Consider the following 18,095-nt stretch of genomic DNA (forward strand, 5'->3'; position numbering starts at 1 on the left):
GGGTCTGACGCCTGCCCGGTGCCGGAAGGTTAAAAGGAGGTGTGCAAGCACCGAATTGAAGCCCCGGTAAACGGCGGCCGTAACTATAACGGTCCTAAGGTAGCGAAATTCCTTGTCGGGTAAGTTCCGACCTGCACGAATGGCGTAACGACTGCCCCACTGTCTCCAACGCAGACTCAGCGAAATTGAACTCTCCGTGAAGATGCGGAGTTCCCGCGGTCAGACGGAAAGACCCCGTGCACCTTTACTACAGCTTCGCAGTGGTATCAGAATTGACATGTGTAGGATAGGCGGGAGCCTTTGAAGCCGGGACGCCAGTCTCGGTGGAGGCATCCTTGAAATACCGCCCTTGTGAATTTTGATATCTAACCGCGGCCCGTTATCCGGGTCCGGGACCCTGCGTGGTGGGTAGTTTGACTGGGGCGGTCGCCTCCCAAAGAGTAACGGAGGCGCGCGATGGTAGGCTCAAGACGGTCGGAAATCGTCTGATGAGTGCAATGGCAAAAGCCTGCCTGACTGCGACACCGACAGGTGGAGCAGAGACGAAAGTCGGTCATAGTGATCCGGTGGTCCCGAGTGGAAGGGCCATCGCTCAACGGATAAAAGGTACGCCGGGGATAACAGGCTGATACCCCCCAAGAGTCCACATCGACGGGGGTGTTTGGCACCTCGATGTCGGCTCATCACATCCTGGGGCTGGAGCAGGTCCCAAGGGTATGGCTGTTCGCCATTTAAAGTGGTACGTGAGCTGGGTTTAGAACGTCGTGAGACAGTTCGGTCCCTATCTGCCGTGGGTGTACGAGACTTGAGAGGAGCTGTCCCTAGTACGAGAGGACCGGGATGGACGCACCTCTGGTGGACCAGTTGTCACGCCAGTGGCACAGCTGGGTAGCTATGTGCGGACGGGATAACCGCTGAAGGCATCTAAGCGGGAAGCCCCCCTCAAAACTAGGTCTCGCTGAGAGCCGTGGTAGACCACCACGTTAATAGGCCGGGTGTGGAAGTGTGGCAACACATGCAGCTTACCGGTACTAATCGCTCGATCGGCTTCATCATCTCCTCGCCGCATACAGCGGCAAGGATCTCAATCAATCGCTGATGAACTCGACCAACCCATAACATAACGCAACTATAAAAGACTTCTTGTGCTTCACTGTGTATCGACGACCTGGTGGCTATGGCGAGGGAGGATCCACCCGATCCCATCCCGAACTCGGAAGTGAAAGCCCTCTGCGCCGATGGTACTTTGGCTTAAGCCACGGGAGAGTAGGTCGCTGCCAGGTCTTCCATACACAGTCTTACCTATTCACTCTTCCAATCCATCCCCTATAAAAAATAAATCCCATAGGGGATTAAAAACTCTGACGCGGGGTGGAGCAGCCCGGTAGCTCGTCAGGCTCATAACCTGAAGGTCGTCAGTTCAAATCTGGCCCCCGCAACCACTGATGTCGAAGCCGTCTCTTCCGAGGCGGCTTCTTCGCTTTCATAATACTGTTCGATAAGCCCCGCGAACCGGCCCCGATACATGTCTCCCAGGCCGTCCTCCTCCGACGTGATGACAATACTCTCAATGCTATCGCGGATTGCGTCCCGGACGCTGGCGGCCCCGTTCAATTGAGCGGGACCTTATTTATGACATCAAAATATCATCCATGACGCTCGGACTCTTGCCGCTTTGAAACACGCATAAAGAGGGGGATTAGAAGCCGCTTTCTCGGAGAAGGACCATATAGATTTTGTTGAAGACCGATTGCGCAAGGCTCTGGCCGGGACCTTCAGCGGTTGCGATGCCGCGTCGCACACTCTGCGGGGCAGGCAGGTCCTGCGTTGGTTTCAGGACTATCCTGTAAATTCCTTCGACCGGTATCAACCGTTTTTTGTCATCTGCTTCGACTGCGATAGGGCCGCCATAAATGGAGGCCAGATAGGGTTCCTGCAGATAGGCCGTGTTTACGGGGGCAATTTCCGCAATTTGCGCTTCAATTGATGGGGACTGCAGTCTTTCAGGAAAGAAAACAGTCCTGTCATCTACTGCAAGGGCACCCAGGTTTGCCTCTGGGACATAGGCAATGATCCTGGACGTCTCGCGGTTGGCAATTGTTGCAAGCGGCGTCTTTTCGTTCACCCAAATACCAGCTTCCAGATAGTCATCCATGTCGATGATCTGGCCGGACATGTCTGCACGGATAGCCAACAGGCCTCGCTTTTGCTCCAGGCTTTTCAGGCGGGTGCGATCGCTTTCCAGGTCACGTCGAAGAACGCGAATTTCTGCACGTTCGCGACCTCCTGCGGCCTCTCTTCTGACAAGTTCCTCCCGCAGTCGGATTTGTTGCCGGATTTTATCGATTTGAAAATCGATCCGGTCCGAAGCCAGGGTAAACAAGACCTGCCCCTTCATGACCCTTTGCCCTGTAGTGATTTGAATGCTTTCGATCCTGGCTGGCATGGGCGCGATTATCGTCATATGTGCGTCGGTCTCCATAAACGCCGGCATGTCGATATCCGTCCGCCAGGGAAGAAAGAAGACAAGAAGCAACAGTGTCACTCCACCCATCGAGAGCAGAAGATTGCGGTTAGGCCGCATGAGTCCACGCCGTTTCCATATTTCATGCAATTCGCGGCAAACGGGAAGAAGGATGAAAAAGGTGATTTCAACTGCGAATAGGATGATGCCCAGCAGTTTGAAGAAAAAGCCGTATACAAGAAGTGCGATCCCTATGAAGAGGGCCAAACGGTAGATCCAGGTCGAAAAGGCATAAAGGATAAGGATACGCCTGAGCGGTTTTGGGAAATCTTCCGGCGCCCCTTCGTAGAAACCGAAAAGGACACGCCGCAGCCACCATTTCGCCTGGGCAAAGGAGCGGTCCTGTAAATTCCCGATGTCCAGGATGTCTGACAGGAGATAATAGCCATCGAACCGCATGAAAGGGTTCAGGTTAACGGCCAGTGTCATGATCCAGGTCACGGTGGCGATAAGAAAGGCGGCGCTTTTGAGCGGGCCTTCGGGCAGGAAGGTCCATAGAAAGGTCGCGATCAGGGCCAGGCTGACTTCGGCCAGCATTCCGGCTGCATCGATTAGCAGGCGCTGCCGCCTGTCTATCAGTCGCCAGGCATCTGTCGTATCCGTATAAAGGACAGGCCACATGACCAGAAAGGCGATCCCCATGGTTGGCACCCGGCAGCCTGCCCGGGTAGCGGCGTAGGCATGGCCCAGTTCATGGCATATCTTCGCAAAGATCAATGCGCCACCGTACCAGACGATGCCCTGCCAGGTGAAGAAATGCAGAAAAGTTGATAGAAAACTGTCCCACTGCCGTCCCACCAGGAAAAGTCCGGCGACCCCAAGGAGGGAGACGGCAAGAAAGAACTGTCCGGAAAACAGAATATCGGCGACGAAGGCTGTGGCGTTCAGGAAGTGCTGAGGGCGCACCAGTGGAATGCGGAAGAAAAGATACCGATGCAAAAGGGACCGATACCAAGCTGTCTTTGTTGCTGAGGCAATCCGCTTGAGACCTGCGACATCTTCCACGGAATGGCGTTGAACCAGAAGGTTGCTTCGTAGGAAATGAACAAGCCAGGCTATATCGTCCGGTTGCGGTTCGCGGCCATTTGCTTTCGCGAAAGCACGAGCAACAGCATCGGTGGTGCCGAGGTGCCAAAAGGTGAGGAGGTCATAGGCGGCCTTTCCAATACGGAGGTAGCGGTTACGCACCGGATCATGAATAGTCCAGGTTGGCGCCCCGTCCCAGTTTCTGGGGCCAGGTAACAGGGTCAGGTCTTCTCGGAGAAGCGGCAATGCCTGGGCCATGTCCGTCACAGCCCCAGATATTGCCGAAGGGCGGACAACGGCCGGCGGAACAGATAAAAGAATAACGTGACATCCTGACCGGAGATTCTCGCCGTACCACGAAGGCCTAGGCGCGGTTTGTCAGACCCGGTAAAGGTGGCTTTGAGGTGGTAGCTCAAGACATGGGAGGGGGGCGGTTCTGCTGCGAAGCTGCTGTAGGTCAGGGTGGCATCGATGGGGGCGAGCGGCGCGCGGTCGAGGAATAGCCGGACCTGTGAGCCCCTTTCGAAGGAGACCGCATCGGCGACCGGCAGTTCAATTTTCAATTCGGTGTCATGTGGGGCGGCGATAAGCATCAGACGCTGTCCGGCCTTAACCGGTATGCCTTCCAGGTCAGCCTTGTCGCGAAAGACCGCCACGCCTGCACGGGCCGCCGTGATGTCGATTTTATCGAGCATTTGTCGCGCATAATCCCGCTCGGTTCGGCGTAAATTCAATCGGCTCTGCAAGACGGCGATCTGCCCTTTGACCCGGGGGTCAACGAAAGCGGCTTGGCGGGCGCTCATAAGCTGACTTTCCGCAACCAGTAATTCTTCCTCTGCGACCGCAAGTCGGCCCTGGTGCTCCGTTGCGTCGTAGGATAGTAGCACCTGGCCTATTTGCACGGGGGTGTTGGAGGCAACGGCAACGGTTTTGATCACGCCATCCATTGGCGCCGTGACCATGGCAGGGTGACGTGCGACAACCTCTGCCGGGGCGAGTACGGATTGGGGGACCGGGATGAACAGAACGGGGATTAAGAGAAGGCAGGCGGCCAGGATGAGGGGGCGTAAGCGGATCTTATGCAATGGCATTTTGCGCTTCCCATCCAGGGCTTCCCAGGCATGGGCGGTCACTTCCGATATCTTGTCGAGCAATGCCAGTTCTTCCGGGCGGAAAGAATGCTCCCGTGTCAGCCAGAGGCCGCCAATCTGTCGACCGATGGGGGATATGAGTGGTTGCCAGAAAACCGGTCTCGCACTCCATTCAGGGTCATCGGAAATGCTATCCGCCTTCAATGCGGAGACGTCTATCGGGCCCGGTGCCGCCGCCTTGCCGTTTTTTATCAATGCCTTGATCATGCCTGTAAGCCAGGTGACATAGGGGGCATTGCGGTCAACAATTGCAATGTCGGATATCATCTCGACCCGCGGGGATTTGTGATGCAGGGAGAACAGCACCGCAGAATCGAATGGTAGCAGGCCGCGCAGTTGATTGACGACCAAATAGGCAAGATCCGCATGTTTTTGTGCATGACGAATTTCTTTTTCAAACTGAAAAAGTTTTAACAGCGTTGTATGCGGCGTATTCGGTCGGTGTTCCATGACTCTACTGACCAGGCAGAGCAAACTCAGCCGTACCGCTCATGCCGGAAACAAGCTCCGTCAAATCCGGTTCATTGAGGATTTTTGCATAGGCATTCGATGTTTGGCTGATGGGGTCAACCTGTGCGCCAAGACGCAGGATTTCGGCCGGGTATCTCGTCCCTGTTTCGTCAATCGTGACCTGAAACTCATGACCCGGCTTCAGCCATGGAAGCCAGCTCGACGGAATAACGAGTTCCAATTCGAGGTTGCGGTCATCCAGGATGGAAAGGAGCGGATCGCCGGGGGCAACCGTCTCATGGCGGTTGATGTTGCGCGCGACGATACGTCCGGAGAAGGGAGCCTTGATCACACATTCTTCCAAGCCATACCGGGTGGCGGACAACTCGCCGGCGGCCTTTTCCACTGCCGCTTCGGCGAGGGCGACCTCAAGCGCCCCTGCGGACTGGAGCTTTTGCAGTTTTTGCTTGTTCTCAAGGGCCTTGCGTTCCCCTTTCAGAACGGCGCGGGCAATATTCAGGCGAGCTTTTAAAATCCGGCAGTCAAAAGCCACCAGAACATCCCCCTTGTCAAAACGGTCACCTTCCCGAAAAGGTAGTTTTTCCACCTTTGCAGGGACCTGGGCAGACAGGGTTGCCTGGTTGACGGCCTTGAGCAGGAAACGGACTTGGCCGGGCTCCTGTGCCATCCCGGGGGCGGACCAAATCATCAGGCCGACAAGCAGGCAGCGGGAAACGATCTGCCGGCATACGGCGGACATGATCAGTCTAACCCGGTTCGAAGGTGACAGGTTTCTGGAATGTTTCATCCTCTTCCTTTTTGTCCTCTCCTTGCGAGAGCCGCTTCTCCAAGTCGCTTCCGTCGGATAATTTCACGTCACCGGAGAACCAACCTTCCGTGATGGTCTTGATTTCTGTCGCCAGCGTGGAGACGTCGTTGCTGGCAACTGAATCCGGCAGGGGGTCTGCGCCCAGGGAGAGATACAGGCGTCCGACGGAATTTCGCATTTCGGCAAAAGCCAGATCACGACGGAGTTGGGCCAGGAGAGACTGCAGGTCTGCCCGGATGGCTTCGCGGGGGCCGGAACTACCGGTCTGGACATTGGCCCGGATCTGCTTTTGGATGTTCGATTCCACCTGATAGAGTTCGGATACGGTGTTGAACTCATCGACAGCCTGCTTGTATCCGGCGAGTGCGATATGGACCTGACTCATCACGGCCATGCTCATGGCATAGCGGCGATAGTCGACAACATCGACACGAGCCTCGGCCAGGTCGATCCGCTGCGGGCCGGTGAAGACCTCGAACAGGTTCTTGTTGATGGATGCCCCCCAGGAGAACCAATTCTGCTCCCAAGCATAGGAATTGCTGTCGTAATTCAGGCCGCCGTTTAACTCCAGGCCGGGGAGTAACCGAAGATAGGCGCGCTGTACGTCCTTATGGCTAATACGCTGTTGGTATGCTTCTTCACGCAGTTCGGGGCGATGAAGGAGGGCAATTTTCTCCAGTTTGTCCACGTTGCTGAAATTGACCTGAGGGACACTGAAATCCACAGGCCCCGGGTCGAGGCTGTATTCCGTGCCGGGTTCGAGATTCATCAGCGTCGCCAACTGCGTTTTTGCAGCGTTCAACTCCCGTCGTAAAAGCTTTAGCTGCCGCAGGGTATCGAGCAGTTCACGCTGATAACGCAGGGCGCTGAGCGGTGTTTCCTGCCCTGTTTCCTGGGCCTCGCGGACATCGTTGAGTGCCGTTTCGACCGTCCGGCTCAGCGGTGCAATACGCTTCAACAGGCGCTCTGCCGATACGGCGTTCCAGAAGGCTGCACGGACATCTTGGGTGATGTTATGCACAACTTTGCGGCGCCGTTCTTCGGCAATCAACACCCGGTCGGCTGTTTGCTGAGCACGCACATAGCTGAGCCCGAAATCGAGCAGGTTCCAGGTCAGGCCAAGACTGGCAGTCCTCAGATCGCGGTCCTGAGAGGTGGAGCTTTCAAGGGATTCCTGACCGGTAATCAGGGAACGGCTGTTGGAGCCGTTGAAATTGTCGCGTCCTGTGTAACCGGCTTCGGCGGTCAACTGCGGCAGGAGGTCGAGGTTGGATGCTGTGAGGTTCTGCTGGGCAAGCGCCGTTTCCATCAGTTTGAGGCGTTGGTCGAGATTATATTTGAGTGCACGGGCGATGGCCTCGTAAAGGGTGATCGGTGCCGTAACCTTTTCCTGGCCCTTAAAGAGAAGGTCGCGGTCGGCTTCCACACGCTTCACATGGTCAGCCATCGTCATGGGTTCTGGCGTAACGGAACATCCGGCGAGGATGACTGAGGCGCCCAGCACCAAGGCAACGGATAATCCCGGGCCATAGGCGGGTGGCTTTTGTGCTTTTGCTACGGGTGAACGGAAATGCGACGCTGCAGACCTGATTATCATATTTATGATCTACCCTTCAGTGTATCCGTTAAAATAGTTTCCCTTATACCGGTAGATCTGGCAAGCTGTGCGGAAAAGCCTTCCTGCCTTTGGGAGAAATCTTCCGGGGAGAGTTGGTCGTTTTCCGCGCCGCCGTCGACACCAAAGCCACCGTTGCCCAACATGGAATCAACAAGGTCAGACAGGCCGAGGCCTGCGCCGGTCAGATTGTTGAAATCCTGCCCGGTGAGACCGTTCAGACCACCGTCATTCGGCGTAGTTGCGGAAGGGGTGGATGTACGTTCGGCGCCGTAGAACTGGTTTAGTGCATTGTCATTGCCGGTGACCGCATTACGGACAACCGTCAGGGCATCGATCCCTGCACTGGGGTCGCCCAGTATTTCTGAAGAGGAACTCTGGTTGTTCGTCAGAAGCACGGAAACGGAGGTTATTGTGTCCGACGCGCCAGTGTCACCCGTGTCAGAGGATAGAAGTGGATCCAGAACCGAGTTCCCGAATGTCCGGGGCCCTTCAGAGTCTAAAAGGGAATCGGGTTCCGGTACGGCGGAGGAGGGGGCGGTCTGTCCTTGCCCGCTATTTTGGCTGACATTCAGTGACGTTGAATCATCTGAATTCGCAGTGAATCCTGAAACGGTAACTCCTGAATTTGTCGAAACATCTGTGCTGCCGGGTGCCTGAGCCAACCAGTTGTCGGCCGCGGTCAAACCGTAAACGGTGCCGGTGTTTTCATTCGTGTTCAGGATTGCCTCGACGGCCGCGGTGTCTGTTGCGTTCAAGGTTACGCTGAATTGTGTGGCGGAGGAGACATCGACGTCAGCCGTTGTCGTCAGGGTATAACTGCTGCCGGGGCCCGTAAGGGTCAGAAGCGATATGTCGATGTCATTTGCTGCGCCACTTTTACCGACGAAGTTGGCGCCTGTGACGGTGAGAGTGTTTGTTGACGCGTCATACGATGCGGATGTGATCGTTGGTGATGCATAATTGGAGACGGAAATCCCGTTGGTACCGTCCGCGATGTTGAGTGACGAGGCGGACCCGGTCATCCAGTCTTCGGCAGCGGCGACATTATAAGTGGTCGAATCGTCAGACGCCGTTCCATCTTTGTTGAGCAAGCCTTCCACAAAAAGCTGGTCAGTGGCGCTGAGGGCCAGTGTCGCGCTGGTGGCTGATGTGATCTCCACGTCCGCCGTGTCGGTAAGGGTATAGGTTGTTCCACCTTCGCCGGTCAGTGTCAGCAGGGAGGCATCAATGTCGTTGGCCGAGCCGGATTGAGCAATGAAATTGCTGCCGGTCAGGACCAACTGCCCCGTACTCCAGTCATAGGTAGCACTCGTGATTGACGGTGCCGCGAAATTGGAAACCGTAATGCCGTTGCCGGTCAGGTCAGCCACATTGACGGCGCTGTCTGCACCCGCGGCCCAGTCTTCGGCGGCAGCGAGATTGTAGGTGGTGCCGTCCGCGGCGCTTGTGCCATTAGCCTGGGTCAATGCCTCAACCCCGGCAGCATCGGTTGCGGACAATGTGATGGTAAAGCTGGTCCCGCTGGTGATCTCCACATCGGTTGCGGATGTCAGTGTATAGCTTGCTCCACCTTCACCGGTGATAGTCAGCTTGGAAACATCAATGTCGTTGGCCGCGCCGGAGGATTGAAGGAAACCCGTGCCGGTCACTACAAGCTGGTTCGTTGAAACATCGTAGGTGGCCGACGTGATTGTCGGCGCGGCGACGTTGGAGACGGTAATGGCGTTGCCGGTTGTGTCACTGGTATCGCCGCTGGTCACGTTGGTGTCCCAGTCATCCGCCGCCGCTATGTTGAAGGCGGTGCCACCTGTGGAACTGCTGCCGTTCTTATTCAGAATCTGGTCGAGTGCCGCCTTGTCGGTCGCTGACAGAGTCAGGGTGAATTGCGAAACCGAATCCCGTTCCACATCCGCTGTGTCGGTCAGTGTGTAGGTGATTCCGCCTTCACCCGTGATAGTGAATTTGGAGGCGTCGATATCGCTTCCGCCACCATTGGCCTGGATATTTGTTCCGGTGACTACAAGTGTACCGGTCGAGGCGTCATAGGTCGCGGAGGTGACTTTCGGGTTGATTGTCACTGTGACGCCATTGCCAGCGGTATCGGAAATATTCGCGGCGGAATCCGCAGCGGTCATCCAGTCGTCGGCAACCGCAATATTGTAGGTGGTACCACCGGAGGAACTGGTTCCGATCTGGTCCAGCAAAGCGTCCACATTGGTTTTATCGCTGCCGCTCAGGGTTACAGAAAAGGTGGTTCCGTCCGTGATTTCCACATCGCTGGCCGAGGCCAGGGTATAGCTGCCCCCTTCGCCGGTCAGGGTTATGGTCGATATATCGATATCGTTACTGGCGCCGCTGGCTTTTGTGAAATTCGTTCCCGTGACTGTCAGAAGGCCACTGTCTGAATCATAAGTGGCGGAGGTGACCGTCGGGGCCGTGACGTTGGAGACGGTTACCGCCGTGGTGGCATCCGCCACATTATTCGCACTGGGGGACCCGGCCATCCAGCCGTCGGCCGCCGCGACGTTATAGGTTGTGCTGTCGCTGGAGGCGGCGCCGTCCTTGTTCAACAGTCCTTCAACATAAAGCTGGTCAGTTGTGCTGAGCGTCAGCGTGGCCGATGTCGCCGATGTGATCTCCACATCCGCCGTGTTTGTCAGGGTATAGCTTGCCCCGCCTTCGCCAGTAATCGTCAGGAGAGAGGCGTCGATATCATTGGTGGCACCGGAAAGAGATACGAAATTGCTACCGGTAAGAACCAGTTGGCCCGATGTCCAGTCATAGGTCGCCGATGTGATGGAGGGGACGGAATAGTTGGAAACCGTGATGCCGTTGCCCGTCAGGTCGGCGATGTTGCTGCTGGCCGCCGCACCAGCCATCCAGTTGTCGGCAGCGGCAATATTATAGGTAGTTGCGTCATCAGAGGATGCGCCATCTTTATTGAGCAGGTTTTCAACGCCTGTGATGTCAGCACCGGTTAGCGTGAGCGAAAATGTAGTGCCATTCGTGATTTCGACGTCACTTGCGCTGGTCAGGGTATAGGTCGAGCCGCCTTCGCCGGTGAATGTCAGTTTGGAAATGTCGACGTCATTACTCGCGCCACTTTTTGAGACAAAATTTGTACCCGTGACTGTCAACGTATTGGTGCTGTAGTCATAGGCGGCGGAGGTTATGGTGGGCGCGGTATAGTTGGAAACCGTGATGCCGGTCGTGGCGTCGGCAATATTGTTGCCTGTCGGTGCTCCGACCATCCAATTGTCGGCGGCTGCCACGTTGTAAGTTGTGCTGCTGCCGTCCGAAGACGTGCCGTCCTTGTTCAATAATCCGTTGATGGCCAGTATGTCGGTTGCACTTAAGGTGACTGTTGCGCTGGTGGCGGAGGTGATGTCCACGTCCGAGGTGTTAGTGAGAGTATAAGTGCTCCCACCTTCACCGGTGATTGTCAGCAAAGAGGCGTCGATGTCGTTGGAGGCCCCGGATGCAGACACGAAATTCGTGCCTGTGAGGGTTAGAACGCCAGAGCTCCAATCATAAGTAGCCGAGGAAACGACGGGGGAGGCGTAGTTGGAAACCGTGACGGCATTGGTGGCGTCGGAGATATCTGCTGCCACGGGGGCCTGGATCATCCAGTCGTCTGCAGCCGCCAGGTTGAAGGTCGTGCCCGATGTCGCGGAGGTGGTGCCGTCTTTGTTGAGCAGGCTCTCGACGCCGGTGATGTCCGCGCCGGTCAGCACAAGGGTGAATTGTGTGTCCGACGTGATGTCGATGTCGGAGGCGCCGGTCAGGGTATAGGTCGAACCGCCTTCGCCGGTGACGGTCAGCTTGGAAATGTCGACGTCATTGTTCGCCCCATTTTGGGAGACGAAATTTGTGCCCGTGACTGTCAGTGTGTTGGCGTTGTAGTCGTAACTGGCAGACGTGATCGTCGGGCTGGCATAGTTGGAAACCGTGATGCCTGTCGTGGCGTCGGCAATTGCGTTGCCTGCCGGTGAGCCGGTCATCCAGTCATCGGCTGCCGCCAGGTTGAAGGTCGTACCTGATGTGGCAGAGGTGGTCCCGTCTTTGTTGAGCAGGCCCTCGACGGCCGCCGCGTCTGTGCTGCTGAGCGTCAGGGTGGCGGAGGTGGCGGAAGTGATTTCCACATCCGACGTATCCGTCAGGGTATAGGTTGCGCCGCCTTCACCGGTGATTGTGAGGGTGGAGGCATCGATATCATTGGTTGCCCCGGATTTTAAAACAAAGTTTGTCCCTATGAGGACCAGTGCATTGGTGCTGGCATTGTAGGTGGCAGATGTAATGGCCGGGACGGCGTAGTTGGAGACGGTAATGCCATTGCCGGTCAGATCGGCAACGGCAACCGCGGCATCGGCACCTGCAGCCCAATCCTCGGCAGCAGCCAGATTATAGGTGGTGCCATTGTCGGCACTGGTGCCATCCTTGTTCAAAAGGCTTTCGACCCCGGTAATGTCAGCACCGCTCAAGGTCAGTGAGAATGTGGTGCCGTTGGTGATTTCGACGTCACTGGCGCTGGTCAGGGTATAGGTAGCGCCACCTTCGCCAGTGAAGGTCAGCTTGGAGATATCGATATCATTGCTGGCCCCGGCGCTTTTGACGAAACCCGTTCCCGTAACCGTCAACGTGTTTGTGCTGTAATCGTATGTTGCCGATGAAATGGTCGGCGTTGGAACATTTGAGACCGTGATTCCATTGACACCGGTGTCGGAGATTGACCCGCTGTCGACGACGAAACCGGCGGCCCCATCGACATCATAGCTGGTGCCGCCGGTGGAGGACGCACCGTCCTTGTTCAGGATCTGATCGATTGCCGCCTTGTCGGTTGCCGATAGGGACAGGGTGAATTCGGTGGCGGAGGTGATTTCCACATCCGACGTGTCGGTCAGGGTATAGGTTGATCCTCCTTCGCCGGTGATTGTCAGCTTCGAAGCGTCAATATCGTTGGTTGCGCCGGCAGTGGCGGTGAAATTCGTACCTGTCACGGTCAGATTGCCGCTCGACGCATCATAGGTGGCGGAGGTGATTGTCGGGTCGGTCGCAGCTACGGTAAAGATGATTGTATCGACGCCGAAGTCGACATTGCCTGCGCTGGTGATCGTTACCGAATTGACGGCGCTGAAATTGAGAGAGACGGTTACACCGGTGGTCCCGTCAACGGACTGAACGACTGCACCGCCGCTGTCAGGGGTAAAGGTCCAATTCGTCGCTGATCCGCCAAGGGTGTCGACGGCGCGAATGCTGGTTATGTCTACTGCCTTGTCAAAAGTCAGAGTCAGGGATGAAGCGGTGGCCCCCCCGGTATCGGCGAGGAGGATGTTACCGGATGTGCCGCCATATCCTCCAGCGCCTGTGACACCGACTGCCGCCCCGTTGCTAGAAGTTGCCGTCAGCGTCACGGTGGAGACCGTTGTCGTAACGTTGGAGCCATTGTCGCTTGAAGTTGTGAAATCGAACGTGGCTAGGTCATGCTCGTAGTTTTCCATCGCGGAGGCCACGATGCTTATATCGACATCGATTACGCCGCTGGTGGTTTCCAATTCCCAGTCGCCATGGATGCCTGTAACGTCGTCCGAGGCGGCGACATCCGCATTGGTCGCAACTGCAAGGTCGCTCACGAACTGCGAACCTGCGCCTGATGCACCGATGTTACAGCCGTAGAGCAGAATGTCACCACTCTCCGTAAGGGATTGGCCGATCTGGCCAAGAAGGGCTGAGTAGTCCGAGAGGGTATTACTGTTGAGTGTGCTGTCGCCCAAGAAAACCGTACCTTCTTCGCCATGTGAGAGGATGTGGATGGCGTCCAGGCTTCCTTTGTCGGAAAGGTAATCGGCGATTTGCTGGAGACTGTCTTTACCTGATTGCAGTTTGACGACGTCTGCATCGTCTCCAAGGTCTGCAACCAGCGTTTCTGCATCAGCAACAGAGGCATCAATGAAGTAGACCTCTTTTGTGCTGTTCTGTGGCGTGGAGCCGTCGCCATCTGAGACTGCTGCGGCTGTTGCTTCGGCCGCGCTGGCCGTCTGTTCGGCGACCTCTACCCCAGTTGCAGCCCCTGCGGCATCAAACATGAATCGCGGTTCCAGAGTGAAGGCCATGCGGGATTTGCAGGGGGACGGCGTCGAACCAAAACTTTTCATGTCATTTGCCTGCCAAATTGAGGGTAGACAACCTAAGGTCGTTTTCATTCCTTGCATGTCAAAAGAAAATTGGCAAGAATTTATAAGTTGCTACCAAATTTGTTCTGTAAATCGGAATATTAGATATTCCGATGGTGATACTGTTGATCATAATGGTTTATATAACATTAATAGATAGAAATTTATAGTTCACATACAACTAAAAGTGTGAGAAGTTAGAAAATGTGCATCAGCCTGTTCTGTAAAAAATATAGAGAAGGGCCTTGCTTATGTTTTCTCATCAGAAACAAGTGATTTCCGCTATGGTCGTGATGTCGGTGATGGCACCGGGTCTATGCCTGGCGGAAAATGCGGACAGCTATATCGGTTCGATTTTTCCAACGGCAGCCTATTATTGTCCCGACAAAACTGCTCAGGCCAACGGGCAGGTGCTGCCGATCGTTCAATATCAGGCACTGTATTCGGTTATCGGGAACAGTTTCGGCGGCGATGGTCGGTCAACCTTTGCCCTGCCGGACTTAAGGGGGCGAACATTGGTCGCTTCCGGCCAGGGGCCGGGATTGACCTATAAGTATCTTGGTTCTCGGGGCGGGCGGGAGTCTGTGACTTTGACGACGTCTGAGATGCCGACACACACGCATAGCGGCTCGACCGGGGCGACGGTTTCCGTTTCACTGTCAGCTTCGACCAGTCAGGGAGAGAAAACCATACCGTCGGACGGTGACTATCTCGCTTCGAAAAAGCAGGGGTTGTTCAAGTATCAGCCCTATCTGAATGGTGCGCCGGTGCCGCCAAATACCGTTGCACTCGGTGGGGTCGCCATTCCCAGTGGCGTTCCGGTCGGACAGGTCAGTGTCAGCCCGGCAGGCGGTTTTGACGGTGAGGTTTATCCAATTGATCTGCGGGCGCCTCTTTTGACCATTAATTACTGCATTGTGATCCAGGGGATATACCCGCCTCGGCCACGCTGATTACCTATTTTCTGGGGAGGAAGAGCTATGTTTTGTGTAGAAAGTACCAAACAGCGCGTTCCATTAGGTTTTGCCATGGCGGTGGCTTTCGCTTCACTCGGGTTGGGAACGTCAGCACGGGCGGATTGTGAACCGGACCCTTATGTTGGCTCAATTTGCATCACTGCGGCGACCTATTGTCCCGAAGGTTACGCGGAAATGGATGGCCAACTACTGTCTATCGCTCAGTACAATTTACTCTACGCCGTCGTTGGAACGACCTATGGCGGCAACGGTCAATCCACGGTCGGCATTCCGAATGGAAAAGGGCGCACATTGATTGGTGAAGGGCGGGGGCCGGGATTGGATTATTATCCTCTTGGTGCCTATGACGGCATCGAGAAAAGACTCATAGGTGAACACCAATTGCCTATCCACAGCCATGGTGCGACGTTTACTCCGGCGGGAACGGCTGTTTCCCAAAAAGTGGCCGTTCAGGCCGGTAGTGCAGATGCGCCGTCTTCGGGCGATTACAAAGGAATAACCACTAAAGGTAGCGCCAACGTTGCCGCCTATATCGGATCATCCTCGGCGGGTTCGACCGTGCAACTCGGGGGGGTGGAAACGGAGATTGCCCCCGAGGCGGCAACTGCATTGAGTACGACCGGAGTCAATAAGGCCGAGATGGAGACGATTCAGCCGCAAATGGGGCTGCGCTATTGCGTTGCCATCGAAGGGGCGTGGCCGCCGAGGCCGCAGTGACCGGGTGATTGATTGCATTCTTTTGTTTAACCGATCAGGAGTATCGGCATGTTTGAACATAAAAATCTGAAATTTGGTGCGGCAACTCTTATGCTTGCTGCGGGATATTTTATGATGGATGGTGCTTTAAATCCGGCAAAGGCCTGTGGTGACAACACCTATATTGGAAGTGTCTGTTCTTTTGCGGGCAACTTCTGTCCTGATAACTACCTGCCGGCAGAAGGGCAGGTATTGGTCATAAACAGCAACCCAGCTTTATATGCTGTAATGGGAGATGCTTTTGGCGGTGACGGCCGGACAACATTTGCCTTGCCGGATTTACGCGGGCGCACTCCTGTAGGCTTGGGGCAGTCCTACTACACCACCGTCAAATTGGGTACAAAACGTGGTGTGGAACAGACGGCCCTGGCAAAAGATCAACTGCCAGCGCATAACCACATGGCGCAATTGTCCGGGGCGGGGCAGCAAGAGCTTGCTGTTATCAATGTGTCCAAAGCCAACGCCAATGTCGAAACGCCAAGCACCGGCGATTACCTTGCAGCGCCGGCTTATGAAAGCTTTGTGTCCGCTGCAAATGCGGGAACGGCGGTTCCTCTTTCCGGAGGAAGTTCCGGCGCGGTGGTGTCCGGGCCGCTCAATGTCCAAAATGCGGGAAGCGGTGCTGCCTTTAATATTGAGACTCCCTATCAGGCCGCTACCTATTGTATTCGCGTCCACGGACTTTTCCCGCCTCGCAACTGACAGGCTGGTGGTTCAAAGGGGCCTGTTACGGGGGAACTGTAGAAGGTGTGTCCGGCTAGTGCCGCTGGTGGTTCCCGTCCTGATCGTTGTTATCGGCCGGTGTGTTTGACTGAGAGTCAGGCTGTTTTTCGAGGCTTTCGGGTGAAATGCCGAGCGTTGCCGCCAGCATCCTTTTGGGGCCGATCAGGTCTGCCAGTGTATAGCGGTCGAGGACTGCGAGAAAGGCATCAAGTGCTTCCGTCATTGCGGATTTAAGCAGGCAGGCAGGCTCGATCACGCAATTGCTGCCTTTATCTTGCAGGCATTCCACAAGACCCAGGTCTTCCTCCGTATCACGTATGACCCTGCCGATTACGATAAGCTCAGGGCGGCGGCCAAGTCTTATTCCACCACCTTTTCCCCGGCTGGTTTCCAGATAGCCGAGTTGGCCGAGGCGGTAGACGACCTTCGTTACATGATGGCGCGAAATACCATAGTTGCCGGCGACTTCATCAATGGTGATCGGGCCGTCCTGCCGTAAAGCAGCATAGATGAGGACGCGAAGGCAGTAATCGGTAAATTTTGTCAGTTGCAATTCGATTGTCCTAACTGGCCATTCGCCGACTATGCCTGCGGAGAAGACAGGACAGTTGCGACATGCTTACAGGGCCTCTTCATTCCAGTTGTTCGGCACGATGGGCGATGCGGGCCAAACGCGCAACGGTTTCGGATAGCGTCTCCTGGGCGGCAGAGAGGAGGGCCTCCGATGCGGCGCTGGCGGCAGTTTTCTCGCATATGTCGGCCAGTCGTTCCAGTGGCTCTTTTGCACGGTGTATCAACATGACTGCCGTCACCCGTTGTTCGTCATTACCCGATACTGCAACCGGCCTTGATGAATTTCCTGCGGTGCTATCTTCCTCCGTTGCCAGGTCGACAAGCAGGGATGCGCTGGTCACATCGCCAATCTCGCGAAGGGCCGTGGCGATCGTTGCATGACGCTGTGCTGCCTCTCCCCGCAGCTTTCCTACAAGGTCGCGGAATTCTTCGACCGTTGATACCGCTTCCTTCTCGGGACGTGCGTTGTGGGATCGTTCCTCATGATAAGCGCGCCGACGAAGGATTCTGAGATGCATCGCATGGCTTAATTCCTCGCGTGCCATCTCCTCCGCTGCCTTTGCGATCTGACGGTCGTCGGCATGGGCCGCAATATATGCATAATAGGCAAAGGCGCGCTCTTCATTGGTAACAGCGATAGCGAGTGCACGATAGGGCGTAAGCAGCGCGCTGCCGGCAAGTTCCTCCCAGGACGATGCCAGGTCCTCCGGAAGGCGCCAGACAAATTGGGCTTCGGGCTGTATCGCTTCACCTAAACCTTTTGCCCAGTCCGAAACATGGTCAACATGTTTGAGCTCTTCTTTTTGCAGTGCGTGAAAAGTCGCCGCCGTATCCTGTGCGCCGAGGCGTTCCATTTCCGTTGCCAGACTGCCATAGCGTTCAACAGCCTCCTTTTCGATCGCATTTGCAATGCCGATTAGTTCCGACAGGTCTGATATGTCCGTTTCCGGCTCGCGGGTAAGTTTGACACCCATGTGCGATCTCCAATGTTCGATGTCCCAACAAAATAAATCACAAACCGCTCTGTGGAATTGACCTAGTTCAATGTTGGGGAGATGGCGGCAGGTTATTTTCAGATCAAACAGGTATTTTTAATACTGCTTTGTAGCTGTCTAATCATTCTGAAGGCAGGAAAATTTATCAATTAGCAGTATGGAAAATACATGTTTTTGGCTGGCGTCTTAATGTTCGAGTGTAGTGATCGGGGCTTACCGTGTTGCCAAATTATTTGCGAAATCGTCTGCCTGGAGTCACAGGTATTGTTGCACTCATAGGTATCGTCGTCGCTGTTACTATGT

General features: G+C 55.5%; 10 protein-coding genes, 1 tRNA gene and 2 rRNA genes (1 of these 13 cut by a window edge). 6 read left to right on the forward strand and 7 right to left on the reverse strand.

Annotated elements, in window-relative coordinates; genetic code table 11:
• The 3 genes from IF205_RS09400 to IF205_RS09410 all read left to right on the forward strand — a co-directional run.
• Positions 1-1,056: ribosomal RNA gene (locus IF205_RS09400) — 23S ribosomal RNA — on the forward strand; it begins 1,688 nt to the left of the window's first position.
• A 111-nt stretch (positions 1,057-1,167) separates the two neighbouring features.
• Positions 1,168-1,283, forward strand: a 5S ribosomal RNA gene (gene rrf, locus IF205_RS09405).
• Positions 1,284-1,365: 82 nt separating this feature from the next.
• A tRNA-Met gene (locus IF205_RS09410) sits at positions 1,366-1,442 on the forward strand.
• A 257-nt stretch (positions 1,443-1,699) separates the two neighbouring features.
• Here IF205_RS09410 and IF205_RS09415 read toward each other — a convergent pair.
• From IF205_RS09415 to IF205_RS09435, 5 genes are read right to left on the reverse strand one after another with little or no spacing between them, the layout of a single operon-like run.
• Entirely contained in the window at positions 1,700-3,808 is a 2,109-nt protein-coding gene (locus tag IF205_RS09415) for a site-2 protease family protein (protein ID WP_259783030.1), read from the reverse strand.
• 5 nt (positions 3,809-3,813) lie between these two features.
• Positions 3,814-5,151 (reverse strand): efflux RND transporter periplasmic adaptor subunit, encoded by a 1,338-nt coding sequence (locus IF205_RS09420; RefSeq protein ID WP_259783031.1) that lies wholly within the window; start codon positions 5,149-5,151, stop codon positions 3,814-3,816.
• 4 nt (positions 5,152-5,155) lie between these two features.
• Positions 5,156-5,911, reverse strand: coding sequence for an efflux RND transporter periplasmic adaptor subunit (locus tag IF205_RS09425; protein ID WP_259783032.1), 756 nt, complete (start codon positions 5,909-5,911; stop codon positions 5,156-5,158).
• Between the two features lie 7 nt (positions 5,912-5,918).
• Positions 5,919-7,577 (reverse strand): TolC family protein, encoded by a 1,659-nt coding sequence (locus tag IF205_RS09430; protein WP_259783033.1) that lies wholly within the window; start codon positions 7,575-7,577, stop codon positions 5,919-5,921.
• A gap of 2 nt (positions 7,578-7,579) precedes the next feature.
• A complete protein-coding gene (locus IF205_RS09435; RefSeq protein ID WP_259783034.1) occupies positions 7,580-13,750 on the reverse strand; it encodes a DUF4347 domain-containing protein in 6,171 nt (2,056 codons plus the stop codon).
• A 269-nt stretch (positions 13,751-14,019) separates the two neighbouring features.
• Between IF205_RS09435 and IF205_RS09440 the strand changes: the two genes are divergently transcribed.
• From IF205_RS09440 to IF205_RS09450, 3 genes are read left to right on the forward strand one after another with little or no spacing between them, the layout of a single operon-like run.
• Positions 14,020-14,721, forward strand: a complete 702-nt coding sequence (locus tag IF205_RS09440; protein WP_259783035.1) for a phage tail protein — start codon at positions 14,020-14,022, stop codon at positions 14,719-14,721.
• A 27-nt stretch (positions 14,722-14,748) separates the two neighbouring features.
• Positions 14,749-15,462 (forward strand): phage tail protein, encoded by a 714-nt coding sequence (locus IF205_RS09445; RefSeq protein WP_259783036.1) that lies wholly within the window; start codon positions 14,749-14,751, stop codon positions 15,460-15,462.
• A gap of 48 nt (positions 15,463-15,510) precedes the next feature.
• The gene (locus IF205_RS09450) at positions 15,511-16,203 is read left to right on the forward strand and encodes a phage tail protein (protein ID WP_259783037.1); all 693 of its coding nucleotides are present in this window, start codon (positions 15,511-15,513) and stop codon (positions 16,201-16,203) included.
• Positions 16,204-16,258: 55 nt separating this feature from the next.
• On the opposite strand, the gene IF205_RS09455 is transcribed toward IF205_RS09450, so the two are convergent.
• Positions 16,259-16,777, reverse strand: a complete 519-nt coding sequence (locus IF205_RS09455) for an Rrf2 family transcriptional regulator (RefSeq protein WP_311195746.1) — start codon at positions 16,775-16,777, stop codon at positions 16,259-16,261.
• Between the two features lie 79 nt (positions 16,778-16,856).
• Entirely contained in the window at positions 16,857-17,771 is a 915-nt protein-coding gene (locus tag IF205_RS09460) for a ferritin-like domain-containing protein (protein WP_259783038.1), read from the reverse strand.
• Between the last annotated feature and the right edge of the window lie 324 nt (positions 17,772-18,095).

Origin of the sequence: Aestuariispira ectoiniformans (assembly GCF_025136295.1) — a bacterium.
GTDB lineage: Bacteria > Pseudomonadota > Alphaproteobacteria > UBA8366 > Aestuariispiraceae > Aestuariispira_A > Aestuariispira_A ectoiniformans.

Bases quoted from the DNA above. Each gene is read 5' to 3' on its own strand.
- IF205_RS09415 (WP_259783030.1), bottom strand. From the start codon at position 3,808: ATGGCCCAGGCATTGCCGCTTCTCCGAGAAGACCTGACCCTGTTACCT.
- IF205_RS09420 (WP_259783031.1), bottom strand. From the start codon at position 5,151: ATGGAACACCGACCGAATACGCCGCATACAACGCTGTTAAAACTTTTT.
- IF205_RS09425 (WP_259783032.1), bottom strand. From the start codon at position 5,911: ATGTCCGCCGTATGCCGGCAGATCGTTTCCCGCTGCCTGCTTGTCGGC.
- IF205_RS09430 (WP_259783033.1), bottom strand. From the start codon at position 7,577: ATGATAATCAGGTCTGCAGCGTCGCATTTCCGTTCACCCGTAGCAAAA.
- IF205_RS09435 (WP_259783034.1), bottom strand. From the start codon at position 13,750: ATGAAAAGTTTTGGTTCGACGCCGTCCCCCTGCAAATCCCGCATGGCC.
- IF205_RS09440 (WP_259783035.1), top strand. From the start codon at position 14,020: ATGTTTTCTCATCAGAAACAAGTGATTTCCGCTATGGTCGTGATGTCG.
- IF205_RS09445 (WP_259783036.1), top strand. From the start codon at position 14,749: ATGTTTTGTGTAGAAAGTACCAAACAGCGCGTTCCATTAGGTTTTGCC.
- IF205_RS09450 (WP_259783037.1), top strand. From the start codon at position 15,511: ATGTTTGAACATAAAAATCTGAAATTTGGTGCGGCAACTCTTATGCTT.
- IF205_RS09460 (WP_259783038.1), bottom strand. From the start codon at position 17,771: ATGGGTGTCAAACTTACCCGCGAGCCGGAAACGGACATATCAGACCTG.